The organism is Nostoc sp. KVJ20, from assembly GCF_001712795.1.
Taxonomy (GTDB): Bacteria; Cyanobacteriota; Cyanobacteriia; order Cyanobacteriales; family Nostocaceae; genus Nostoc.
In genome coordinates, this window is record NZ_KV757570.1 from 19,254 (window position 1) to 44,070 (window position 24,817).

Here is a 24,817-nt window from a genome sequence, read left to right on the forward strand (position 1 = left end):
TCTTACTATGTCTCAAGAGTGGACTATGGTTCAAATAAACTTGGCTGCCATTTACAGCGATCGCATCAAAGGAAATCGCCAAAATAATTTAGAAGCAGCACTTCATCATTTCACAGCCGCTTCCAAAATCTACACGAAAAGAGATTTTCCTCAAAACTGGGCTACTCTGCAAAATAACCTTGGACTTCTTTACGGCAAATTAGGGCTTCATGACAAACAGATTCAATCCTTGAAAGCTTCTTTGGAAGTATTTACCCGCAAAGCCTTTCCCCTAGATTGGGCAAGTACTAAATATAATCTCGGTCTTGGCTATCAAAAACTTTGACAGAAAAAGCCTTTGAATACTCCGAATCGCGTTCTAAACTTCTTGTAGACTTAATGGCAAGCTACAACCTCTCTCAAGGCGAAGAAATCCCCCCAAAAGTCCAAGAATTATTGCAGCAGTATGAAGAACTGCAACCGCAAATTGACCAAGAACGCCAAAGCCATAAATCTGAAATCCTAAATCTAAAAATAAATATTGGGTTTAGCGATACCTACGGCGGTAAGCTACGCCAAACCCAACTTCAAATAATCTAAAACCTCAGAACTAATTTGCTACTTCAGCCACCTCAATCACTCGCCCTTCATAGTCTTTGACCAAAAAATTCAGGGGCTTATGGTTGCGAATCTTCAATTTCAAACCGCGCATTTCAACTCGCATTAAAATCATTTCTAGGCAGTCATGGTCAAAACAAACGTGGCGTTGCTGATTTTTGCTACCTAAACTTGCGCCAGTAATGACGTGTAACTGGGTGTTTTTCTTCAATTGATACCACAGCCCATCATTGGCGTTATTCATCATTTTGCTAGACAAGCTCGGTCCAGTAGACATATATAGTGGATCAATGCCAGTTGCACCGATAGTTTGTTCGTAGTTGTAGTAGTAGTGCAATGGCACTTCTGCTGCTGGCAAATCTAGCAGCCCTTCATACAATTGTCGAGCAATCTCCAAATCTGACACCATTACAGTGTGTACTTTTGGGGCACTGGTGAGAAACATCCACATGGCACCAGCGTAAGCTGCTAGCAGCATCACCATAATGCCTTGGGTGGAGAATAGGCTATCTAAAGGCAGGGAAGGCAGAAAGGAGCCTAATGTAAGGGGACTGACTAGGAACGATACCACACTAACTGCTATAACCATGAACAAATAAGGATTCTATAAGGGAGTTGATTTTATGATTATCGATTAAGACTAAAATTAAGTCCTTGTTTCTAGTTTATCAATACTCAAGTAGTCTGAGTCTCATCTACAAACTGAGCAACACCAAGATATTATGCGATTAACCAGGGGAGTGCAATTCCCAAAACTATTTTAACAACTATCAATCGCAAGGCTTATGCAAATTCCTCATTTTACGGAAGCTAATCACCCACTGGTGAAATCGCTGTTCCATCACAGTGACCATGAATTACTGACTCTGTTTCAGCGCTATCCAGATGCCGGAAAGTATTTTACGGTGATTTTTTGCCGCTATAGCCCTATAGTTTATACCTTAATTCGGCATTCGGCGCGATCGCCTGTGCAGGCAGATTATTTGTTTGCCCTCACCTGGCGGCATATCTACTATGAACTCGGTGGACTAAATTTAAGCGACTCTGAATCGGGCGGGGAAGCTTTAACTATGCAAAATTGGTTAATTAATATGACAGCTTTCTGTATTAACGAGATTAAACTCCCACCTACAGAAGCAATTCATTATTCTCTCCAAGCGACTTCGCCACCACTATGGTGCTATGTACAACAGGCGTTAGACCAACTACCACCAGTTTTGCGATTAATTGTGTTAATGTCTCAAACTTTCCACTGGAGCGAAACTAGAATTGCTGCTTATTTACAAGCAGAAGGAGAAGCGATCGCTCCTAATGAAGTAGCCAATTTTCTCCAGGAAGGCTATCGTATGCTAGAGGACAAATTACCCGCAGATATCCGCGCCATATACTTTGGGGAAGATTTAGACGAATCATAACTCAAGTGTAAATACGTATATTGTTTGTCTTCAATTTAAAACTTAAAACTTCTTCTTAGACCTTCTACTTAAACCCGCAACTTTACGGGTAATTTTTATGAAACAACGGCTTGTATTTCCGAGGCAAAAGGTAGGCTTAATTTGTGTAGGTGCGATTTCTCGTCCCCAGGTACTTTTACACAGCTTTTTACTGTTTACTTTTTTATTGAGTCCGATGGCGGCGGGTGCGGTTGATATTACGCAACAACTCCACCGCCCTTTAAATAGTTCCGTTGGACGACAATCAAGAGATGAAGCAGATAGTTTGCTGCGTATCGGTGAGCAACAATATGCTTCGGGATATGCGGATAAAACAATTGCGTCTTCCTTGCGGGCACTAGAACTATATCATTCAATTGGCGACCTGAAAGCACAAGGTCTGACTTACAATTTGCTTGCTAAGGCTTATGTCCAGCTAGGTAGTTTAAAAGAAGCAGAAGATGCTTTAAGACGAGGATTAGCGATCGCTCGTGATACTAAAGACTTTCAAAGTCAAATTTTTGTGCTAAATAATATCAGCACATTTCTGCTGCAACAAGGAGAATTTGCTGCTGCTGGTAAAACTGTGGAAGACGCACTCGCAATTGCTCACAATGTCAAAAATATTGAAGGTGAAGGACTATCTTTGAGCAATTTGGGTTTGGTAACTGCTAGGTTGGGAGATTACAACAAAGCGATTAAACTGTACGAAAATGCTTTAATTTTCCGCCGTCAGACTGGCGATGCGATCGGTGAAGCAAATACCTTGAATAATTTAGGAGATGCTTACCTAGCATCTGGAAATTATCAGGATACCATTGCCACTTATGGGGCAGCAATGCGGATAGCTAAAACTAACCGCGATCGCACCAATGAATTACGAGCAATTGATGGTTTAGTTACGGCTCACACTGCTGTCGGACGCTATGAACGCGCCTTTGACTTACTAGAGCAACGTTTAGCACTTGCTAAAGAATTGCGAAATTTGCGAGAAGAATTAAAATCTTTTGAATCTTACGCTCAGTTATACAAGCAACAAGGTAATTTCGTAACTGCCCGCAATTTTTACGAAAGGGCGATTATACTGGCGCGGACATTGGAAGATAGCAAACAAGAAGTGCAATTGCTAGATCAGCTAACTAAAATGCTTCAACGCAAGTAGGAGTTAGTAACTTCTAACTCCTCACTCCTTGATTAATTCAAGTACACTGAACCGTTGGCTTCAATTCTCATAGCACTTCTTCCCTGTGCTGCATTTGTCGCTTCGTTAAATGTCACTTCTAGGCTTCCTGGCTCTGAGGAAGCTTGGGGAGTAACTATCAACTGTCCCCCATCTTCCCGTTCAAATGTCACTGTAACTGGTGCGCTTAGACCTTGCAATATTACATCTGACTTACCTTGTAGCGATCGCGGTGCTGTATCGCCAATCACTTGGAAAGTTACATTAGCAGCAGTATCATTTACCAACCTGATATTAACTGTACCATTTGCTAGTGCGATCGTCGCGCTAGGGGCTTGCCGTGGTTGTTGTGCTGCTGGTTGATCATTGGGAACCGCGCCTGTTGAGGGTTGTTGAGTTTGAACTCCGGGGGCTTGACCTGGTAACATAACACCTGATTCTGGAGTTTCACCACCGACACCCAATCTTGTTTGATCTTGTGATGGGGTAGCAGGGACGGGAAGAAGCCCTTGAGCAGCAAGTCTTTGTGTTAGAGCGTTGGGAGGACAACCTTGTGGCACGACAACGCGAGTGTTGTGTGGTTCTTCGTAGAAAATTCTAGGACAAGGGTTAACTTTGGGAGTAGATTCTTGTGCTATTGCTTGAGGAATTGCTGGCAGACTAATCAGTAATCCTCCACAAATAGCGCCAAATAACTCAGCCGACTTGCGAAACTTTTGAAATTGCATATTCATTATTGACTCCTAGAAAAAGTTAAATTTTCTTTATTTAAAAATTTAATACATTACATTCAATATGGTTTAAACTTTCGATGCACACATATAATACTACCAACTAACTTTATTTTTTGTATCTAACCAGAGATTAGAAAATAATCTAAAATTAGACATAATTATTTCATTCCCAAGTATTGAAAAGCTAAATCATTAGTGATAAATCTCAAAAATATAGCGGTTCTCAATTGCATAGAATACAGACCTACCCCCCAGATCCTTTCCTTATAGCGTTGGAGAGAAGGTCAAAATGTATTGCATACAAACGAGAACCGCTATAACCAAAAAATTAATGAGTTATAAATTTAAAATAATTCATAACTCATTACCCAAGAATATTGGGTAGAATAGTTTAAGAGATTTAACCGACTACCGTGGGTCTAAATCCCCGCCACAAAACTTAATTACGAATTACGTTAGCGTAGCGTTAGCGACGCAGGAGCGTCATTACGAATTACGAATTATTTAAGCTTCTTCCCAAAGCTGACGGACTTTATCAGGTAGCCAGCTAGCGATTTCCTGAATTCGTTCTGGTGATAATTCGTCTTTAGTAGCAGAAAACACAGCTTTAACTACCTGTTCGCGTTCTACATTTGGTGGCATTCCACCTTCATTTGCTACCCGGAATAAGAAGCGATCGCTATTAATTTTAAAGATGCCGGGGCCTTGCCAAGGTGGACGCACCCGACTTAAAAATCCGACAATGGGATTTGTATCGTGCCACAGGTCTGCAATATCCATTTGCAGCGATTTGTCATCGGTTATTTCGGCCGGTTTTTGTAGTTCATCTTCAACTCGATCAGCTGCTTCTGTAGTCATCAGATCGCGCATCACCCGAAATACTACTTCGGTGATGTCTCTAGCATCGTAAATGTCTGGCAAACCACTTTGAGCCTTGACTTTTTCCAAAAATGGTATATCTTTTTCTTTTATATCGCTGGAAGAAGTTGCCATTTAAATAAACCCCCAAAGTATTATTTATAGATGCATATTTGCCAAAATAAAATAGCAGTATGTATAACTACCCCAATAAAGAACGAGGAGTAGAAATATCAAACTGTAGCAATTAAATAAATGGCTAAATATTGCAACTGTTGTTATGTACAGTAGTAAATTTCTTTACTTTTCTACATCTATCACAGGAAACAGAAATTTCTGATCAAATTAAGACTCAAGAGTTATTGGTAAAGTGATAGTAAACGTAGTGCCAATGCCTTGGGTACTTTCAACTTGAATATGACCCTGATGATGTTCGACAATAGCTTGAGCGATCGCTAATCCCAATCCTGAACCAGTAGCGCTGGCTGTAGCTGTATTCCCAGTCCTATGAGTCCGTGCCGGATCTACCCGATAAAAGCGGTCAAACAAACGTGGTAGTGCTTCTGCTGGAATTCCAACTCCGGTATCCTTGACTTTAACTTGCAACTGAGCAGTAGTATAACGTAATCCAGAAACGCGATTTATTCCCTCCATCCGCGCCAATTCCACTTTTACCCGTCCACCGGCTGGAGTGTAATGCAAGGCATTAGCAATTAAATTTGTGAACAGCCGCACCAGTTGATCCCAATTGCCCACAAGGGTAAACCAATTTTCCAGTAATTCCGGGCTAATTTCCGAGGCGGGAGGATCAACTAATTCTAGAGAAAGGTCAATTTCTTTTTCAGGGACTAACAATTGTTGTTCTTCAACAACCTCCATCAGCAAAGCGTCCAGCGGACAAGGTGAAAAAGTATCTTTGCTAATACCACTATCTTGACGTGCTAAGAAGAGTAAGTCATTGACTAACTTACCCAAACGCTGCGTTAACCGTTCCACAACCTTTAACTGTTGCCGATACTGCAAAGAAGTTGTCCCTTCTACCTCTGCTAAATCTAAGTCAGCAAGGGCAACTTGCACATTAGTTTGAATCAAAGTAATGGGACTTCTAAGTTCATGTGAAGCATCAGCAGTAAATTGTTTGAGGCGTTGGTAAGATTCACCTACAGGTTCCATCGCTTTACCCGAAAGAAACCAGCCACTTGCACCTACGGAAACCACCATTAACCCAATACCTAGCGCCAAATCAAAAATTAACTGGCGACTGGGTTTAGTGACTTCAAACCAGGGATGACTAACACGCAGATATCCTAATACTTGCCGTCCCACTTCTACCCGTTGGGTGATTTGCCGCAATAACAATGGGGAGTTGGGAGTGGAGAGTAGGGAGTTAAGAGTAGGGAGTTTATTATCTTCACCTTTTTCTTTCTCTCCCTTGACTACGCGCACAGTTTCACCAGTCCGGTTGGCATGAATGGGAATATCTAGGGGTTCGGATAGCGTTGACCAAAGTAATTCACCAGTCGGACTAAACCATTCTAGGTCGATGTGGTCATCTTCTACAGCGTCGGTATTGTCACGAAAACTAGCTTCTACATTAATGCGAACTTTCTCTGCATCAGTATTAATTGGCTCAAATATGAGCGTAGAAGCACAACGGCTAGTTGTGATACAACGCTCCACTATTTCCACTACATGGTTAAGGGTGTCATCAATCCGCTCAATCAGCGTACTGCGGACGTATAAATAAACGCCACTGGCAAACAGTAATAGTAATACAGCAGTAACAGCAGTGTACCAAATTGCAAGACGGCGGCGAGTAGCCTGAAACATATTTTTCATCCACTTTTTTGACTGAATATCTTCACATTACGTGTTTATACGGTTAAAAATTAGCTCACTTTTTTAGCTGTGGTGATTTTGCTGAGGTTTAATTTTTGCTCAAGAATTACACTCTTGTTGCAGTAAATCTGCTTAATCCTATTTTATTCTTTACATCCAGGATAAAAAATCGTTCTTCTTTGGTTATCTATATCGAAGTAAATGAAACGATTGTTGAATACATTCCACCAAAACAACAAAAACATCCAAGCTTGGAAAATTAAGTCATGACTTAATTTTTATCTTGAGTAATTTATTTTGATAACTGAAATAACTATTAGCCAACTTTTATCATTTGAATTAAATTTGATTTTTGAATCTACCAAAGAGCATATCCTATTGTGGAAACCTGTAAAATTTCAACTCGAAGAATTCTAATAATCTCACTCATGAGATTTAAAAAAAATCTAAAAGTAATTGTAACGTGCTTTTTGTCTTCAACAATTTTGTTCAAAGTAATCCTGGTTCAATTTTCTGCGTTTGCCTTAGAATATAACGAGCAGAATAGTGTTGCTTTGAAAGTAGAAAATAATGCAAATGTTATTGATAAAAGTTTATCGAACTCGAATACAACAGATAATTTACTAAGCCAAACGCTGTTAAAAAAAACTTTAAAAGATGCTAACTCTCGATTACAAAAAGCCAAAAAGTTACGCAGCTTTACCATAGCTGACGTTATCCCAATTGAAGAATATAAAATAGAGCCTCCCAAGCCACCTGAGCAAGAAGAAAAAACTCAGCCGGATACAATTAAACCGTCAACTTCAAATGAACAAAAACCCTATACAACAACACAACAAATACTAATAGAAAAACTACGTCAAGCTAAAAAGCAACAACAAGCAAATCAGAAAAAAATAATTATTGATGCTCTAACAATTAGCGCTAATAGGTATCCGTGGATTATTAACCCTACAGATAACCTTACTTTTAAACCTCAGTTATTTAAACCAAATGAAGACGAAAATTATATAGATACAGATTTAAATATTAGATTTTCTGGAGACAATCAGTTTATTGATAAATTTACCTATGCTAAATTTCCCAAAGAAGACCAGTTTTACTGGGTTCTCGATAACAATAGATTAGTCATTGAGACTAAAGGTACACAAGTAGGTATTCTTGCACAAGGTAGAGCTACTGAAACTTACAGTACCCAAAATATGACGTCAACTCAAGGATTTTGGGGATTACAATATCTTACTAGTCTACCTGTTAATTTTGATGAATTAATCGGTGAAGCTGAAATTAATGATTTTTCTATAGTTTCTATAGCAGGAGAACTAGTTAATCCTGAAGGAATACCTGCTGGGAGAGTGATCATTAATAGTGGAATCAATCCTGAAGATCCTAATGTCACAGTTCTAGAAAATATTACACCAATTATTGGTAGTGGTTCCACCTTGAGTAATGACGGTGGCGGAGCTTTATTTGACTTATTAGATGCTAGTAATACACCTCGAATTATCCAAGCTTTTCCCACTACGAATTTAAAGCCTTTACTAGATGGGGGGAATGTTAGACTGCAACTAGGCGAAATTATTCCTGATTCTGTTCTAGAAGCAACTGGTATTTTATGGGGTAATATTTTGACAGGCGCAGGTTTTGGCTTTACTGCTCCCGTCTCTTCATTACCAGGTATTAAAATTACCCAAAGAGACAAATTTGATAATTTTGATTTATTGAATATAGCAGTTAATCCTTTCTTGACACCACTTGAGAGAGATTTGTCTTATTTAAATTCTTTATCTTGGGTATCTTTCGGCAAAAGAGATCCCATATTTGAAGTTTTATCTGAGACACAAAAAACTTCTAATTGGCACAGACTATATGTTAGCTACCCTCATAACCGCAGTATTATTCAATATGATCCAGAAAAAATTAGTGCTACTTATTCTAATATCTTTTCTAGTCCAGGAATATCTATTACAGCTAATTTCAGCGAATTCAGTATTGATGGGATACAAACAGCTAATTCTACTTTAGGATTGGCATTGGGTGGAATCTTTGAATTCATTAAAATAGATAATATTAACGAAAGTTTAGCAGAAGCGCGACAAAGCTTTAAAAACGGTGAAGGTTTTGTTCCCTTAAATACAAAGTCTACACCAGATCAAAGAAGACAAATTAACAACAGAATTAATCGGACTTTAGCCTATTCTAATGGAGCGACTAGTCTAGAACAGGTATCTGGAAATTTGACACTTCAGAGTAAAATTACTCCCAATGACTCTAGTATCTTGCAAATAAGAACAGGAAATCACAAGCGAGCAGTCCAATTTTTACAAAGAGATATTGAACTTTTAGATCCCGGTGATACATTCTTTTCAACCCTCAGACTTTCTAATGAAAGATTTGGCCCTCTAACTTTTATAGGAAATCAAATTCCTCTGACTAATACTGATATTAATCCTATTAACGAATCTACTGCTGCTGAAGTTATTTTAACTAACTCCGAAGGGAGACAATTTGTACAAAAGTTTAGTTCTGAAGATAACACTATAGTACCAATTCCAGTCAGGACATTTGATTTAGCATTCGATTATTTTGAACTCACCAGAGTTGATCTTATAGGGGTAAATTTTAACAGTTTTAACGGTTATCTATCTTTACCTTCAGTCGAATTATTAGCAGCAGGCTCTACTGGTAATTTAAATTATAGTGCTAGCTTGGGAACTTGGTTTAATATCAATGCCAACTCTGCGCCTGGAGTTTCTAATAATAATTTAGGTTTAGCAGAACCATCTGTGGGCATATATGCTAATCTTCTGGTTAACTATATTAAGACTCATGTCCAGTTAAACTCAGATAAAAAACCTGTAGCTATCAATACTCATGTACCATCATTAAAAATTGACTGGAATAGTGCATCGAATAGTAATAATCCTTTCTCTACTGTTCTCAGCTATTACTTTAATCATCAAGAAAGAAATCTAAGCTTTTCTTTAGCACCTGCTATAGCTTTTGTTGAAGAAAATAGTAATGGTGAGTTGCTAGGACTGTTTAGTGGTGACCTTAGTATTAGAACTGGTTTGAATATTAATACAAGTCTAGAGTTAGGGAAAAGTCTTTTCTATGAGTTACAGGGTTTACAAAAAGTCAGTACCAATTTATCTGTTGGTGCTTATATTAAAAATTATACTACAAGGAATTTGGGTTTAAATAGCCGATTATCTGGCTTAAACTATGGAGCTATTTTTAGATATAACTTTACCGATAATAATGTTTTTTTAGAATCTAAAATTGGTACGGGTGAAAATGGATTTGATTTACAAATTCAAGGTGGTTATCGATTTTGATAATATTAATATATGTAATAACTGTAGAGTAAGCACTGCTACAAGCTTTAAAATAGAATTTTTTCGGCATCAGTAAGCAGTGCTCAATATACAAATCAGGCTAATCTAAAGCACCTGAGCTATTAACACCAGTTCCAGATCGGATTATAGTTGTTATATCTTCAATTGAAACACTATTATTTAGCGAACTTGTTATTGGATCAATCAATGAGTTTGGGCTAGAGGGTGTATTAGTTTGAACTAATCCTGGGGTTATTGTCAGACTAGTGATAGTTTCATTATTTCCACCTGCTGTCCCTCCATAGGTAGGTGTAATTGTTATACCATTATCAAGGGATGAGCCGGAAGGTAAAATTAACTCGCCACTGACACCAAGAAAAGTACCAGAAGGTCTAATTAGACTAACAGCACCACGAGCAGTAGCTTGTTGTGCTGTTACTGGCGCGGCTAAAAAGCTTCCTGCACTCACTAAACCTAATAGACAGATACTTCCCTGAAGAATTATAGATAATTTGTTCATGATTTTATTAACTCCTCATGCTTTTGCCTTAAGCTCGTTCCCAGATTTTGCTTGGGAATGCAGATTCAACCTCAACTAGTAAAAGTAAAGGCGTAATCTTTTCTTAATTCCTTTTGGCAGATAAAAATATATAACCCTTGCTGTGAGCATTTTGTTAAAAATGGACATTTTTAGGCTTCGTATTGTTACGTAAGTGTTCTATCCTTTTTTTGGTAAGTGTTTCAGGGTTTATATTGATATGACTAAAATTATGTAAAGGGATGATGAGGAGTTGCGGCAATCACTGACGCTTTGATTCTATGCTGAGGGATTAAAGAAAAAATTTAATCTTTTTATACGGAAAGCTGCTACGCATCGTATGCAAGACAATTTAGGGGTACATAGCTCATTGGTGTCAACTTAACGCAAAACCGCACGTCCGNNATCTGAAGATGACTAGATATCGCCAAAAATATTCAGTCTACTTCAGTAGACTTTAGCTATGAGCCAGAGAATTCATTCTCTGGCGGGTTATGAAGCCCGCAGCGAAGCTATTTCTAGCTTAAGTTGACACCAATGCACATAGCTGTACCCCTATGCAAGTCAGTACAACAATATTCCCGATTTCTCTAAGGAATATTACGAATTACAGATTGGTATTAAACACTTACCAAAACGGCCTCTCGCAGCTTGGCAATCACGTCACTCAGATTACCCGTGTTCAGGCGGTAACTCAGAGGATGGGCAATCAACCGCGCCGTGCTTTCATACAAAGTAGCAACTTCAATCAGACCATTTTCGCGCAAAGTTCGCCCTGTGGAAACTAAATCCACGATCGCTTCTGACATTCCAGTAATCGGGCCTAATTCCACTGAACCATACAACGGCACTATTTCCACAGGTAAATCTAGACTGTGGAAATATTCACGAGCGCAATTTACATACTTGGAAGCAACTCTACCATGCGGTGGTAAATCTAAAGGCGATCGGTAAGAACTCGATGCTTTTACCGCCACAGACATCCGACAATGCCCAAACTGCAAATCTACCAAGTGGGCAACTTGCGGCTGCTTCTCCCGCAACACATCGTAACCGACAACACCCAGTTGTGCTTGACCATATTCTACATACACCGGCACGTCCTGCGCCCGCACCAACAAAGCTTTTGCAACTCCCTTTGTGTCAGGAATTTGAAGTTGGCGAGTTCCTGAATCTAAAAAAGCACTAAAATCTAATCCCACAGCTTGTAGCAGGCGGATGCTATTTTTAAGTAGTTCACCTTTTGGCAATGCAACAGTCAGCATTCTTTTTATTGGTATCCTTAGCGTCTCGACAGTTGAATAATATTGAGAATATCTCTATATGCTTACCACAAGCAGCATGAGAATTTTATTAGTTGATGATGAAATTGAACTAACTGAACCCCTGAGTCGCTTATTAACTCGTGAGGGTTACGCTGTTGATGCCGCTTACGATGGCACAAGTGGCAGTAAACACGCACAAGCAGGCAATTATGACCTACTGATTTTAGATTGGATGCTGCCAGGAAAAACGGGGTTAGAGATTTGTCAGGAATTGCGACGCCAAGGCAAAACTACCCCCGTGCTGTTTCTCACAGCCAAGGATACTTTGGATGACCGCGTAGAAGGTTTAGATGCTGGTGCTGACGACTATTTAGTTAAACCTTTTGAACTGCGGGAGTTACTAGCGAGAGTTCGTGCTTTATTGCGTCGTTCTGGTTCTCAAACTTATGAAACCACCACTGGACGTCTAATTGTCGCTGATTTAGAACTCGATTGTGAAAATCAAGTAGCCTATCGTCAAGGACGGATAATTGAGCTATCGCAAAAAGAAAGTCAGTTGTTGCAATATTTTATGGAACACACGGGACAGCTACTAACTCATGCTCAGATTATGCAAAATTTGTGGCAAGAGGAAGAACAACCTAGTAGTAATGTGATAGCGGCATTAATTCGCCTGTTGCGCCGCAAGATTGAGGTAGGTAGAGAAACTACGCTGATTCACACAGTCTACGGCAAAGGCTATCGTTTCGGTGCTTCCTCAGTGGAGTCAGTTTAAGCGTCTACTTTCAACTCACAATGATTCGGCTCATTGGTAGGAGAATCATGAAAATTTTTCAATCTTTGCGATTTTAATTCCTGTCGAAGTTTGTTGTAGAGGGATAAATCCACAGGCATCATAATTTGTGAAATTCCCTTCCAGACACCAAGCTGATTATTTGCACCCATATCTTCCATGAGTTGCTCAGTATAACGTAAGGAAAACGAGGTTATGCATGTTGCCTTCGATACAACGCTATTGTATTGAGTTTTCATCCAATCGATATCTGCTGCCATTTCTTGATACATGGCTGGCGGCGAAGGCAATAACAAGTTGCCTTGGACATACTCTAGCAACCACCAAGCACCAACTTCTGATGTCAACTGACTGTAAAAACTGCTGTTATAGCCAACAAAACCCATCTGTGGAATATTAGGATGAATCAGATAACGGTAAAGGTTAAAATTACCATCTTCATCAATTACCTGTCGCCGATATTCTTCCTCAAGAAATGGAAGTTCTTGGCGAAATCCTGTTCCAAAAATTACTATGTCTGTCTGCAACTGCTGACCATTAGCTAATTCCACACCACCAGGGATAAACTTGGCGATGCTGGTTTTTATTGCCTGAATTTTACCAGAGTGTATGTACTTGAAAAAATCTGGAGGAGCTATGCTAATGCCACAGTTAGCCTGATTCATCGGTTGTTCGGGCAACATACCGCAGCTATCAAGACCGAATTGCAGGCGTAGCACCATCTCGTTAGTCTGCCAGAAAGTCCACACTAGTGGCTTACCCAGAGTGTGCAGCATTTTTTCAATCCGTCCCATCTTACGGTAGGGGAACCAAGCTTCTGAAAAGCGGGTTAATAAAACATACTTCAGGTTTACTAAACCCAAGAAAAATCTAGGAATTTTCCACAAGGGCTGACGGAAGACGAGGGTAGATTCTTTGGCTATGTTTGCTGCCAAAGTCGCAATGTCGCAGGCAGATTTGCCAAAACCCACTACTACTACCCGCTTACCCTCAATGATTGAAGCATCGTTAAACTCGGTAGAATGCAGTACTCTTCCTCCAGATGCGGCGAACTCCTCCCCACCTGGTAAGTAAGGTAGCTTGGGGATACTATATGTGCCATTGCACACTAAGACAAAGTCAAATTCGTGTTTTTCCTCTTTTGTCTCACCCCCATTACCTTCCTTCATTCTGATGGTAACTACCCATCCTGGTCGTTCTCCAGTTTTTCGGGAAACATTGGTAACTTCCGTTTGGAAGCGAATTCTCTCAAGAACCCTAAAATTATGGGCGTATGAATCTAAGTAATTCCGCATCTGTTCTGCTGTGGGCCACTCTGGGTAGGATGCAGGCATAGGATAGTCTGAAAAACTATAGGTGTCACCCGTATTTTGGGTTGTTAATCCTGGGTAAGTTCGAGACTTTTCCCAAACACCACCAAGTCCTTTTTGTTTCTCGAATACAGTAACGTCATAGCCTTCTTCGATAAAAGTTTTAGCTGTCACCAGTCCGCTGATTCCAGCCCCGATAACGCAAATCTGTTTGATTTCCATTCTTTTTTATGTAAATTATGAAATAGTTTCTGCAAAGATGAATTTACAGTAGGTTTTATTTATTTGAACTACATCTGTCGTGGGCCCTAAAGAAATAGCAGACATTATTGATCAATGATTAAATAGGCACAAACGTTACAAGTCAATAAAACCTACTTTTTAGGATGCAAATTATCAATGAGGTTTGTGTAAGTTTAATCTGCAAAGCAGGTTTTGATAACTCGCAGATTCAAAACTTAATTGAAGATTTTGCAGAAGGCTGTGAAATATTGCCTGTCTCACTAAAAACGCTTCAGTATGCAGTCAAATTGTTCGTAGGCGTAGCCCTTCGGCATGGTTAGACTCCGCTCACCATCTGCTCAGTAACCATTTTAGATATTGCTATAGCAGTCCTAAATCATTTATGAAAAATTAGATCCCCGACTTCTTTATCCAATTGAAAGGCTTTGGCAGTTTCTCAAAAAATCTCTGAAAAATGAACTTTTTTATTACAAAAGAGAAACTGGGGTTAGAGTCTTGCGCCAGCGCTTCACTGCTGTTTGTAACTCTCCCGACAACCAGCTATCAAATTGCGGATAAACTGGCGATCGCGCTACCAATTCCCACCCCGCAGGCTGTAAAATTTCTTTTAATGCTTGTTCCTGAACATGGGGATAATCAGGATTCACTTCATCTTTTGGGCCAATCCCACCCAAGTCTCTCGCACCAGCTTCAATACAAGCGAGTAACCATCGGTCATCTTTAACTAAATTCGGCGGAATTTGAATAGTAATATCTGGCGGTAAAATCTGACGCGCCCTAAAAATAACTTCTGGTAACTGATGAGGATTAAAAGGTGACGCATCAAAGGTTTGCTGATGTCCTGGACTATGAGGTTGCAAGATAACTTCTTGAATGTGGTGATAACGTTGATGCAGTTCAGATATAGCTGTCAATGTTTCCCACCAATCATCTACAGTTTCTCCAATTCCCAACAGCAACCCCGTTGTAAAGGGAATCTGTAACTCTCCCGCCCATTGCAATTGTTGTAAACGAACTTCTGGTAATTTACTCGGTGCGTGCCGATGTACAGTATTTAACAATGTTGGCGTTAACTGTTCCAACATCAGCCCCATCGAAACATTCACACGCTTGAGCTTTTCTATCTCCTCAAAACTCAGTGGCCCCGCATTTGTATGAGGTAAAAACCCCATTGAAAGCGCTAATTCACACAAATCATAAATCCGCCCAAACCACGCCTGACGCTTTGGCGAATGTGGATGCACTTCACCGCTAAGTATGAGAATTTCACAGACTTTTTCGTTTTGAAGTGGTTTTAAAATACTGTCTGCATCTGAAAGACTCATCCAGGGACTTTTACCCGGTTCGCTGCGAAAGTTGCAGTAACTACACCGATTAAAGCACTCGTAAGTGGGAACGATTGTATAAGCAGGGCTATAGGTTACAAGACGAGAATTATTAATTGGCATAAACAGAATAAATTGGCTCTTAGTAAGCAGCCCCAGATTTATTTTAAGGTCTGGAGAAACTGACTACAAACCTTTAATTATTCACGCTCACTTACTTATTAGATAAACAAAAACTATTTTGCTTTGTAAATTTCTGGTAATTGCCACCAAGGAATATGAGGATGCTCGTGGTGTTCTTCGTGGTAGCCGAAATGATAGCACGTAATAAATGACCACCAAATTGGACGGCTAATAGTTTGGGCACAATGAGGCTGAATATAGCCTTCGGTTGGTTCACTATGTGGGAGGAAAGTACCAAAATAAAATAATTGCAATGAACTTAAAAGCGAAGGAAATACCCAAAAGTAATTTAAATTATCACTGGGTATATGGAGTACATATTTTGCAAAGTTATAAATAGTGGTTAGAGCAATTATTTGTCCCCAACTCCAGTAACCTTTCATAAAATGTAAATACCAAGCAAAAAAGTTTTTGTGTTTACCATTATGAAAGTCTGGGTCTATTTGAGTTGCTGGATTGTGGTGGTGTAACCAATGCTTTTTCAATAATTTTTTATATGGTAAAAGTCCATAAAAAGATAAAGTTAATGTCCCAATAAGATGATTAATTTTGCTGTTCTGGGGAAACACTACCCCATGCATAGCATCATGAGATGTAATAAATAATCCTGTATATAAAAATATTTGCCAAAGTATGCTGGGAATTAGCATCCAAAATTGTAATTTTGAGATGTCAAGGGAGAGTAATAAACTCAGACTAATTACCCATACGCTAACAATGACAATAGCAATGAAAAGCCCTTTAAACTGAGATTTGCTTTTCACTACTGGAGTCACTTTTGATTGATGACTGGGTGGTTGTTCTAATTGAATCACGCTTTTACTCCGCCTCGTATTCAGGTGAAAATTCCTAAAATAAGCCACAACAAAAAGCACTAACCACCAGCCAGAAAACTCTATTAGTGGTCAGTGTTTTGCATTAAATAGTGCCAACACTTATAGCGGTTTTAGCTTGAGTGAGATACAAGAACCCCACCCCCTCCCCACAAGGGATGAAGGGACTATTATTAGTAAACGCTATAAGACATTTAGAAATATTAAGATACTTGAACTATTATTACACATATAATCCCCATACCAACAACTGTTTTTGTTATGGCGGTTGAATTATGTAAGTTATAGCACTGATAGCTTTGGTGATTATAAAAACTAGTGGTTTTAATATAGGGCTGTTTAAACAGCCGAAGTATGGGAAAAAGCCAGTAACATAATTAGCGGCAAGAGTAGGGAATGAAGTGGAGTAATTGGTGCATGATGCTGTAGCACTTGAGATCCCAAACTAATGTAGGCTAAAAACCGATCTTTGCCAAGCGATCGCTCCAAAGTTCAGACTATAGGACTGATATTTTCAAAAATCAAATATGAGTCCTATAAGAATTAAATCTAAACTCTAAAGCATTACTATCTTTGGTAAGGATGAGATTTTTAAAATTCTCAGAAAATACTTTGAAATTAGCTCAATAGTATTTCAGATGCCAAAAAATCTAACCAAAGTTAGAGGTTTTATGACTCGCATTCTCGTTTAGTCACATAGTGGCGGTAGCGAAACATTGCTTCTAATTGCGCTTGCACTAGCCAACCACTGACAAATTCAATTGCTCCTCCACCAGGCATAGAGAAGGAAATAGCATCAGTTAATCTGGTTTTGCCATTTTCTGATTCAAATTCATGTCGATGTACCCACGATTCAAAGGGGCCAGATATTTGTTCGTCGGTAAACAGGCGATATTTTTCACATTCAGTATGACGGGCTAACCAAGTTAAGGGTAATGGGCCGAGAAACAAGCGAAATTCGGTGATAGCGCCCACGTTTAGCCCTCCCTCACGACGAACCACTTGGACTGGCTGCCAAGGTGGATTCAATAGTTGTAAAATATCTGGCCTTTCATGAAATTTCCAAACTACTTCTGGTGAGGCATTAATGATTGAGGAATGTTTAAAGTGCAGCATGGAAAGAAAAACCTAAAATTCAGCTTTCAGATTCAGTATCAATTTCGATATCTAGGGTATCTTCATCAACCCGCACATACAAAATATTTGGGTTACAACAAACTTGACAATCTTCAACGTAAGATTGCTGTCCTCCAGCACTCAAATCAATAAAAGTTAAGTTGGGTTCGCCGCAATAGGCGCAGTAATACTCGGCTGTGTTTTGCATCAAGTTTTCAGCTATGAATTCAATGGTATTGGGGACTGGGTATTGGGTACTGGGTACTGGGTGTTGAGTATTAACTTTTAATTCCTAGTCCCCAGTCCCTAGTTCCTAGTCCCCAGAACTGGCTGTAATTCTTTTGGGCATGGATTGATATAACTCTTAGCATCAGCCAAATGCTTTAGTAGTGTAGACTGTGGCAGAGGCCCTTGCAAGTGGCTCCAGGGTAATACTTGTTCTGTTGACCATTCGGCGTGGACATAGAAATCTAAGTCGGGGATTTGCCCTTTGAGTTGCTTGAAAGCACGTTTGTAGCTACCCAAGGAATCGCCAAAGTCACGAGTAAGTTCCAGAAGTTGGGAGAGTCTGCGATCGCCTCTCGACAATAAAGCCTGTATAATCGACCAATTATAGCTTTCTGGGCGAAACTCTATTCCCTGTGGTTTTAGCTGTTTTTGCAAAAACTGCAACCGCTTTTCGGCTTGGCGATTTACCCCAAACCATTGAAAAGGCGTATGTGCTTTGGGTACAAAGGTGCTGCAACCGTATGTTAAGCGCAATCCCGGCGCAGCTTTTTTGATATTACGCATCATCGCCACAGTTTGTTCTAAATCTTCTGTTTCCTCACCAGGAATTCCTGCCATTCCGTAGAGTTTCAAGCTTTTTAATCCGCCAGCTTTGGCATTTATGGCTGCTTGGATAATTTCGTCGTTATGCAGCTTTTTGTTGACGATTTGGCGGATTTTCTCGGAACCACTCTCTACAGCAATGGTAAGCGATCGCGTGTCTCGTTTCGTCAAAGTTTCCGCTAACTGGACTGTAACAGTATTGGTTCGCACTGAGGCAATACTGAGGCGGACATCATCATACTTTGGCTGACTAATATAATCTAGCAAAGTCTCAAATTCTGGGTGCTGAGTAACTGAAGCCCCTAATAATCCTAGCCGATTTGTGACTTCTAAACCTTTTGCGATCGCTGGAATTAATGAATCTTCCAGACTGGCTGTTCTAAAAGGTAGTGTGAGATAACTCGCCAAACAAAAGCGACACATTTCTGGACAACTTCTCACCACTTCCACCATGTAAATGTTTTCCCAGGCGGCTTTTTCGGTGACTACAGTGGATGCCGATAGAGTATTTCCCCGATAAGTTTGCTTTTGCACCACTGCGGGAGTTTCGGGAGAAATCGGTTTAATAGACTTTACTTGACCATCTTTTGTGTGATATTCCACCTCATACAAACTGGGTACATAAATTCCTGGTATTTGTGCAAGTCTTTTTAGTTGAGTTTGTCTTGAGGCATTTCTGACTTCTTTATAAGCCTCAATAAAATTCCCTAATAGGGTTTCGCCATCCCCCAGTAAAACGACATCAAAAAAATCTGCAAAAGGTTCAGGGTTAGCAGTAAGAACGGGGCCACCACCAAAAATTATCGGATGAGAATCATCACGAGAATTTCCTCGAATTGGAATATCTAAAGATTCCAGCAAATTTAGAATATTCACATAATCCAGTTCCCACGAAATAGAAAATCCCACAATTTCCGGCGTTCTGGGAAGCTGTTCGTGAATATCGGTAAACAGGCGACTCACCTGCACATCATCACGCATTGCAAAAGTTGCCCACACTACTTGATAACCAAGGCTAGTGATACCTACGCTGTACTCGTTGGGAAAGGCGAAGATTATGGGGATAGCGTTGGTGTCTGGGGTGGTGGGTGTAAAAAGAAGGCGTTCAAAGTCAAATACAGATGATGTCACAGGTGTTTGTTAGAGGCAAGTTTATCTATATTTAATTTTAAGCCATAGAATAATTAAGTTAAAAACCAATGTCACGCTATTAGCAAGAATAATTGGCAAAGATTGTAAATAAATTCCATAGATTAGCCACAAAAAAATACCACTTATGAATGTAATAAGCGTAACTAAAGAAACATCTTTTGCTGATTTTGTTTGCCAAGTTTTAAACATCTGTGGCAAAAAAGATATTGTGGTTATTGTGGCGGCAGCTAATCCTAAAATTGTTATAAAATCCATGTTTAATTATTTATATTAAGTTCCAATACCATAATATATAGCAATTATACCTGAGTTTTGAAAATTACTTATTTAAATGAACGAATCACCAAAATGTCAATATAATCAAATTTCACAGATAAACAAATATTTAAGTTGGGTGAATAGTGGCTGGTAGAAACTTTAATTCTCTAGTAATTAAAAATGTTAATTTCCTTTTTGCTTCATGACATTGTTTAATGTAGTTAAAATAATCGCATCTTACTAATATACGCAAAAGTGTTGAATGTTAAGAAAAATCCGATAAAAATAACCCAAAATATGGTAATTTTGGGCGAAGGCTTAAACTATTTTAGTTTGATCGTGATTATAAATTCATTTCCCAAAATTGTCAAAGATATCCTAAAAAGCCTGCCAAAAAACGATTATCCAGTATTAAATAGTCGTCTATTCTTTGAGTGCTGGCTATCGTATGCTCTGGATAACAGTTTAACAAGTATGCGAGATTTATTTCAAAGATTAAATAACACCGGATTTGAAGTAGATATTTCGACCTTTTCCAAAGCCAGTTCTCATCGCGCACAAAAACCATTTCAAGAAATTTATCAAAAATTGAATGAGTTAGTACAGAAGAAAATTCATAAAAAATTACACAACAAATATGCTATTTGTCCTATTGATTCAACAATTATTACCCTGACAAGTAAATTGTTATGGGTTTTGGGTCATCATCAAGTCAAACTTTTTAGTTCTTTGAATTTAGCTACCGGCAGCCCAGAAGATAACTTCATCAATTTTGGACATGATCATGATTATAATTTTGGTTCCAAGATGATGTCTAGTCTACCAAATAATGCTGTTGGGGTAATGGATAGAGGCTTTGCGGGATTAAAATTTATCCAAGAATTAGTGCAAGAAAACAAATACTTTGTTTTGCGGATTAAAAACAATTGGAAATTAGAATTTGAGGATGCAAGTGGATTAGTCAAAGTAGGTGCATCTGATGATGCTCAAGCCTATAGAGTCATTAATTTTTGTGATTTAGAAACTAAAACTGAATAACGCTAAGGTGACTAATTTACCAGAGTCGGGAGATGCAGCTGTTCATGATGATGAAATTAGGGATATTTATCGATTACGTTGGGGAGTTGAACTCTTGTGGAAGTTTTTAAAGATGCACTTAAAACTTGACAAATTAATTACCAAAAACGTCAATGGTATTACCATACAAATTTACGTGAGTCTGATAGCTTATCTGATTTTACAGCTTTTATCTATTCCCGAACAATGGGGACATACACTATTAGATAAATTCCGCTATCTTCAATCTTGTATGTGTCAGAAAATCAGCTATGTTCATTGGTTTGAGGAGATGATGTTATGTTGACTAATTTAGGCTTTTTAGAGTTAGTGTAACTATCTATGTAAAGTTTTGTATCAGCATTCAACATTTCTGCGCTTATAGGAATTCTTAATAGACTAGAAACTACTGAAATTTTTAATACACCCTATCTTAATCATCAGGATGTATTAAGTGCCGATAGAATGTCTAGTTTATATGTAATTCTCCACTGTTACGAAAATTCAGTTCGTTGCTTTATTGAAAAAATATTTTCAAAGGAACTTGGAGATAATTGGTGGGAACAAGTTGCAAACTCACAAATGTTAGAGAAAGTAGAAAGAGTTAAAAATAAAGAAATAAAAAACAAGTGGGTTTCCCCAAGAGGAGGTAGTTCACCTCTTTATTGCATTGATTGGGGCGATTTGGCGAGATTAATTAAAAATAATAAAGAATTCTTCCTACCTTACATTGGAGACATTAATTTTATTGAGAATAGATTTACACAACTAGAAGATTTGCGAAATATTGTTGCTCATCATGGGATTTTACCATCTGAAGATGATTTCCAAAGAGTGTTTATTTCATTCAGAGATTGGTGCCGTCAAATAGGACAGCATAAAAATTTGTAATAGGATGTCTGAAAAATCAAATTTTCAAATGTATTTTAAGCTAAGAAGCTTGGATCAAGAATCTGCTCAATTATAAATGGACATTCATCGGGAAAATTTTCCACAGATTTTTGAGTTTCTTTAGCTGCATCACGACACGCGCGCCGATAATATTTTTGTATCCATACTGGGTCTTGAAGAAAACGCTGCAAACTGGGAGTATCTTCCAAACAATCTTGAATTTGATCTCGGCAGTTTGACAGTGTATTATCCCAGCTTTTGGTTCTTCGCTCAGGCTGATACTGGCATTTGAGTAAGTGCATTAACAGCACTTGCAAATAGCTACCGAGTTCTTTCTGTTCACTACGACCCAAAGCCTCTAGTTCCTCTACCAAGTGTTCAACGTCCAACTCAGCCCAATATCCTTTCTTCAAGTACTCGGCTTGTTGTTGTGTCCATAACAGAAAGTCTTTGTCGTAGCTCGTTGCCTTACTCATCAACGATCGCCCTTCTCTGCTTAATGCAACGCTGTACTAAACATATTACACCTTCAGCGATTTTTGTGCGATCGCTACAGCTACTAACAATAATATTCCCGACTTATTTAATAAGTCAGGAATGTGAGACTATCTTTTAAAAGCGATCCCTCTATTAATTACAACACCTTACACTGTCCATGATGCCGTAACAAATGGTCACACAACACCAGCGCTACCATTGCCTCAACCATTGGAACTGCACGCGGTAACACACAAGGGTCGTGTCTTCCTTTTGCTGCTAATAGGGTTTCTTCACCTTCACGAGTCACTGTCTTTTGCTCTTTTCTAATTGTCGCCGTCGGCTTAAATGCAACTCGTAAAATGATATTTTCCCCGTTAGAAATTCCCCCCTGAATACCACCAGAACGGTTAGTTACAGTGCGAATTTCCCCATTTTCATCAATATAATATTCGTCGTTATGCTCAATTCCGGTTAACAGCGTTCCGCCAAAACCAGAACCAATTTCAAAGCCTTTGCTAGCAGGAAGAGACATCACACCCTTAGCAATATCAGCTTCCAATTTATCGAAGACTGGTTCGCCTAAACCTTTCGGAACATTACGCGCCACACATTCTACGACACCGCCGATAGAATCACCTTGTCTACCAACTTGCTCAATTAATTCAATCATGCGATCGCAACATTCAGCATCAGGACAGCGAACGATGTTGCTTTCCACTTGTTCTAAGGTGACAGTATTTGGATCAACTACACCTTCCAAATCCTTGATGCGCTTGACATAACCGATAACTTCAACATTGGCAACTTGACGGAGAATTTTTTTAGCGATCGCACCTGCTGCTACTCTGCCAATTGTCTCACGCGCTGACGATCTACCCCCACCTTGCCAATTGCGAATGCCATATTTTGCATCATAAGTTGCATCCGCATGAGAAGGGCGATACTTCTCGGCCATCTCGTCATAATCTTGGGGACGAGTATCTTTGTTCCGTACCAAAATTGATATGGGCGTTCCCAAAGTTTTACCTTCAAATACACCTGATAAAATCTCGCAGGTATCGGCTTCTTTGCGAGGGGTGGTGATTTTACTTTGTCCCGGACGCCTTCTATCTAATTCTACTTGAATTTCTTCTGCCGAAATTTCTAGTTGTGGAGGACAACCATCAATCACAACCCCCACACCGCCGCCGTGAGATTCACCAAAAGTAGTGATGCGAAATAGATGACCAAAAGTGTTGCCCATGATCTTAAAGAAAAAGGATGAGGCTTATGTATTTTACCTAGAGTTCGCGCAAAAGTTAATTCTTGTACTTGTTTTGGTACTTGGACTGTATGAGTACAAATAAGAAAGCGCCCTCTGTTTAGAGAGGGCGCTTTCTCAATTTAGCTAAACTTCAGAATTAACCGTTGATAGCAGGAGCAGTAAGAGCTACAGGAGCAGAATCGCCAGCAGCCAAATCTAGAGGGAAGTTGTGAGCGTTACGCTCGTGCATTACTTCCATACCCAGGTTAGCGCGGTTGATTACATCTGCCCAAGTTGCAATCACACGACCTTCAGAGTCAATGATTGATTGGTTGAAGTTGAAACCGTTCAAGTTGAACGCCATTGTGCTTACACCCAAGGCGGTGAACCAGATGCCGATTACAGGCCATGCTGCTAAGAAGAAGTGCAGTGAACGGCTGTTGTTGAAGGAAGCGTATTGGAAGATTAGACGACCGAAGTAACCGTGGGCTGCAACGATGTTGTAGGTTTCTTCTTCTTGACCGAATTTGTAACCGTAGTTTTGTGATTCGGTTTCGGTCGTTTCACGAACCAAGGAAGATGTAACCAAAGAACCGTGCATTGCAGAGAATAAACTTCCGCCGAATACACCAGCTACACCTAATTGGTGGAAGGGGTGCATCAAGATATTGTGTTCTGCTTGGAACACGATCATGAAGTTGAATGTTCCAGAAATACCTAAAGGCATACCATCAGAGAATGAACCTTGTCCGATTGGGTATACCAAGAAGACTGCTGTTGCTGCTGCTACTGGTGCAGAATATGCGATCGCAATCCAAGGACGCATTCCTAAGCGGTAGGATAGTTCCCATTCACGACCCATGTAGCAGAATACGCCAATCAGGAAGTGGAAAACTACTAGTTGGTAAGGACCGCCGTTGTACAACCACTCATCAAGAGAAGCTGCTTCCCAGATTGGGTAGAAGTGCAAGCCGATAGCGTTGGAGGAAGGTACTACTGCACCGGAGATGATGTTGTTTCCGTAAATTAATGAACCTGCTACTGGTTCACGGATACCATCGATGTCTACGGGAGGAGCGGCGATGAAGGCGATTACGAAGCAAGCGGTAGCGGCTAGCAAGGTTGGAATCATTACTACGCCGAACCAACCGATGTAGATCCGGTTGTTGGTGCTGGTGATCCATTCGCAGAATCGATCCCATACGTTGGCGCTTTCGCGACGTTGTAAGGTTGTTGTCATTGTTTTATAAATGCGATTATTTGCAGATGAATTTAGGTAGGTTTGACTACCTGTTACACATCTTAAATAATTTATTGCGTT

General features: G+C 39.5%; 23 protein-coding genes and 1 pseudogene. 8 read left to right on the forward strand and 16 right to left on the reverse strand.

Annotated elements, in window-relative coordinates:
• Window positions 1-25: 25 nt before the first annotated feature.
• Window positions 26-325 carry a hypothetical protein gene (locus A4S05_RS05915; RefSeq protein WP_141699652.1) on the forward strand — a complete coding sequence of 100 codons (300 nt, stop codon included), beginning with the start codon at window positions 26-28 and terminating at the stop codon, window positions 323-325.
• The gene (locus A4S05_RS05920; protein WP_069068908.1) at window positions 322-579 is read left to right on the forward strand and encodes a hypothetical protein; all 258 of its coding nucleotides are present in this window, start codon (window positions 322-324) and stop codon (window positions 577-579) included. Before A4S05_RS05915 ends, A4S05_RS05920 begins: the two co-directional genes overlap by 4 nt.
• Window positions 580-589: 10 nt before the next feature.
• Here A4S05_RS05920 and A4S05_RS05925 read toward each other — a convergent pair whose 3' ends face one another.
• Window positions 590-1,186 carry a glyoxalase-like domain protein gene (locus tag A4S05_RS05925; RefSeq protein WP_069068909.1) on the reverse strand — a complete coding sequence of 199 codons (597 nt, stop codon included), beginning with the start codon at window positions 1,184-1,186 and terminating at the stop codon, window positions 590-592.
• 196 nt (window positions 1,187-1,382) lie between these two features.
• Here A4S05_RS05925 and A4S05_RS05930 point away from each other — a divergent pair, with 196 nt between their 5' ends.
• Together A4S05_RS05930 and A4S05_RS05935 are read left to right on the forward strand one after the other, a co-directional pair.
• Window positions 1,383-2,012: an RNA polymerase sigma factor sigma-70 region 4 domain-containing protein gene (locus A4S05_RS05930; protein WP_176726926.1), complete on the forward strand. Its 630-nt coding sequence runs from the start codon at window positions 1,383-1,385 to the stop codon at window positions 2,010-2,012.
• 97 nt (window positions 2,013-2,109) lie between these two features.
• Window positions 2,110-3,192 (forward strand): tetratricopeptide repeat protein, encoded by a 1,083-nt coding sequence (locus tag A4S05_RS05935; RefSeq protein ID WP_069068911.1) that lies wholly within the window; start codon window positions 2,110-2,112, stop codon window positions 3,190-3,192.
• A gap of 32 nt (window positions 3,193-3,224) precedes the next feature.
• On the opposite strand, the gene A4S05_RS05940 is transcribed toward A4S05_RS05935, so the two are convergent.
• From A4S05_RS05940 to A4S05_RS05950, 3 genes are all read right to left on the reverse strand, one after another.
• Window positions 3,225-3,944, reverse strand: a complete 720-nt coding sequence (locus tag A4S05_RS05940) for a hypothetical protein (protein WP_069068912.1) — start codon at window positions 3,942-3,944, stop codon at window positions 3,225-3,227.
• A gap of 504 nt (window positions 3,945-4,448) precedes the next feature.
• Entirely contained in the window at window positions 4,449-4,937 is a 489-nt protein-coding gene (locus A4S05_RS05945) for a DUF2267 domain-containing protein (protein ID WP_069068913.1), read from the reverse strand.
• 210 nt (window positions 4,938-5,147) lie between these two features.
• Window positions 5,148-6,632 (reverse strand): sensor histidine kinase, encoded by a 1,485-nt coding sequence (locus tag A4S05_RS05950; RefSeq protein WP_069068939.1) that lies wholly within the window; start codon window positions 6,630-6,632, stop codon window positions 5,148-5,150.
• A gap of 437 nt (window positions 6,633-7,069) precedes the next feature.
• Between A4S05_RS05950 and A4S05_RS05955 the strand changes: the two genes are divergently transcribed.
• Window positions 7,070-9,979: a hypothetical protein gene (locus tag A4S05_RS05955; RefSeq protein ID WP_069068914.1), complete on the forward strand. Its 2,910-nt coding sequence runs from the start codon at window positions 7,070-7,072 to the stop codon at window positions 9,977-9,979.
• A gap of 100 nt (window positions 9,980-10,079) precedes the next feature.
• Here the strand turns inward: A4S05_RS05955 and A4S05_RS05960 are convergent, their stop codons facing one another.
• Window positions 10,080-10,499: a hypothetical protein gene (locus tag A4S05_RS05960; protein WP_069068915.1), complete on the reverse strand. Its 420-nt coding sequence runs from the start codon at window positions 10,497-10,499 to the stop codon at window positions 10,080-10,082.
• A 638-nt stretch (window positions 10,500-11,137) separates the two neighbouring features.
• Window positions 11,138-11,782 carry an ATP phosphoribosyltransferase gene (gene hisG / locus A4S05_RS05965; RefSeq protein ID WP_069068916.1) on the reverse strand — a complete coding sequence of 215 codons (645 nt, stop codon included), beginning with the start codon at window positions 11,780-11,782 and terminating at the stop codon, window positions 11,138-11,140.
• Between the two features lie 76 nt (window positions 11,783-11,858).
• On the opposite strand from hisG, the gene rppA reads away from it, so the two are divergent.
• The gene (rppA, locus tag A4S05_RS05970) at window positions 11,859-12,557 is read left to right on the forward strand and encodes a two-component system response regulator RppA (RefSeq protein WP_069068917.1); all 699 of its coding nucleotides are present in this window, start codon (window positions 11,859-11,861) and stop codon (window positions 12,555-12,557) included.
• Here the strand turns inward: rppA and A4S05_RS05975 are convergent.
• The 7 genes from A4S05_RS05975 to A4S05_RS06010 form a co-directional block, all read right to left on the reverse strand.
• Complete coding sequence (locus A4S05_RS05975; RefSeq protein ID WP_069068918.1) at window positions 12,554-14,107, reverse strand: flavin-containing monooxygenase; 1,554 nt, start codon at window positions 14,105-14,107, stop codon at window positions 12,554-12,556. The genes rppA and A4S05_RS05975 overlap by 4 nt on opposite strands.
• A 488-nt stretch (window positions 14,108-14,595) precedes the next feature.
• A complete protein-coding gene (gene cofG, locus A4S05_RS05985) occupies window positions 14,596-15,576 on the reverse strand; it encodes a 7,8-didemethyl-8-hydroxy-5-deazariboflavin synthase subunit CofG (RefSeq protein WP_069068919.1) in 981 nt (326 codons plus the stop codon).
• 113 nt (window positions 15,577-15,689) lie between these two features.
• On the reverse strand, window positions 15,690-16,451 hold the full coding sequence (gene crtW, locus A4S05_RS05990) for a beta-carotene ketolase CrtW (RefSeq protein WP_069068920.1): 762 nt from the start codon (window positions 16,449-16,451) through the stop codon (window positions 15,690-15,692).
• 687 nt (window positions 16,452-17,138) lie between these two features.
• Window positions 17,139-17,585 carry an SRPBCC family protein gene (locus tag A4S05_RS05995; protein WP_069068921.1) on the reverse strand — a complete coding sequence of 149 codons (447 nt, stop codon included), beginning with the start codon at window positions 17,583-17,585 and terminating at the stop codon, window positions 17,139-17,141.
• Between the two features lie 19 nt (window positions 17,586-17,604).
• Window positions 17,605-17,793: a CPXCG motif-containing cysteine-rich protein gene (locus A4S05_RS06000; RefSeq protein ID WP_012411100.1), complete on the reverse strand. Its 189-nt coding sequence runs from the start codon at window positions 17,791-17,793 to the stop codon at window positions 17,605-17,607.
• Window positions 17,794-17,891: 98 nt separating this feature from the next.
• The gene (locus A4S05_RS06005; protein WP_069068922.1) at window positions 17,892-19,547 is read right to left on the reverse strand and encodes a B12-binding domain-containing radical SAM protein; all 1,656 of its coding nucleotides are present in this window, start codon (window positions 19,545-19,547) and stop codon (window positions 17,892-17,894) included.
• Between the two features lie 21 nt (window positions 19,548-19,568).
• Window positions 19,569-19,823, reverse strand: a complete 255-nt coding sequence (locus A4S05_RS06010; protein ID WP_069068923.1) for a SemiSWEET transporter — start codon at window positions 19,821-19,823, stop codon at window positions 19,569-19,571.
• A 342-nt stretch (window positions 19,824-20,165) separates the two neighbouring features.
• On the opposite strand from A4S05_RS06010, the pseudogene A4S05_RS06015 reads away from it, so the two are divergent.
• Together A4S05_RS06015 and A4S05_RS06020 are read left to right on the forward strand one after the other, a co-directional pair.
• Window positions 20,166-21,189, forward strand: a pseudogene (locus A4S05_RS06015) (IS4 family transposase).
• A 158-nt stretch (window positions 21,190-21,347) separates the two neighbouring features.
• Entirely contained in the window at window positions 21,348-21,773 is a 426-nt protein-coding gene (locus A4S05_RS06020; protein WP_069068924.1) for a Swt1 family HEPN domain-containing protein, read from the forward strand.
• Window positions 21,774-21,808: 35 nt separating this feature from the next.
• Here the strand turns inward: A4S05_RS06020 and A4S05_RS06025 are convergent, their stop codons facing one another.
• The 3 genes from A4S05_RS06025 to psbA form a co-directional block, all read right to left on the reverse strand.
• Window positions 21,809-22,249, reverse strand: coding sequence for a DUF29 domain-containing protein (locus A4S05_RS06025; RefSeq protein WP_069068925.1), 441 nt, complete (start codon window positions 22,247-22,249; stop codon window positions 21,809-21,811).
• Window positions 22,250-22,407: 158 nt separating this feature from the next.
• Window positions 22,408-23,496 carry a chorismate synthase gene (aroC, locus tag A4S05_RS06030; RefSeq protein WP_069068926.1) on the reverse strand — a complete coding sequence of 363 codons (1,089 nt, stop codon included), beginning with the start codon at window positions 23,494-23,496 and terminating at the stop codon, window positions 22,408-22,410.
• A 157-nt stretch (window positions 23,497-23,653) separates the two neighbouring features.
• The gene (gene psbA, locus A4S05_RS06035; RefSeq protein ID WP_069068940.1) at window positions 23,654-24,736 is read right to left on the reverse strand and encodes a photosystem II q(b) protein; all 1,083 of its coding nucleotides are present in this window, start codon (window positions 24,734-24,736) and stop codon (window positions 23,654-23,656) included.
• Between the last annotated feature and the right edge of the window lie 81 nt (window positions 24,737-24,817).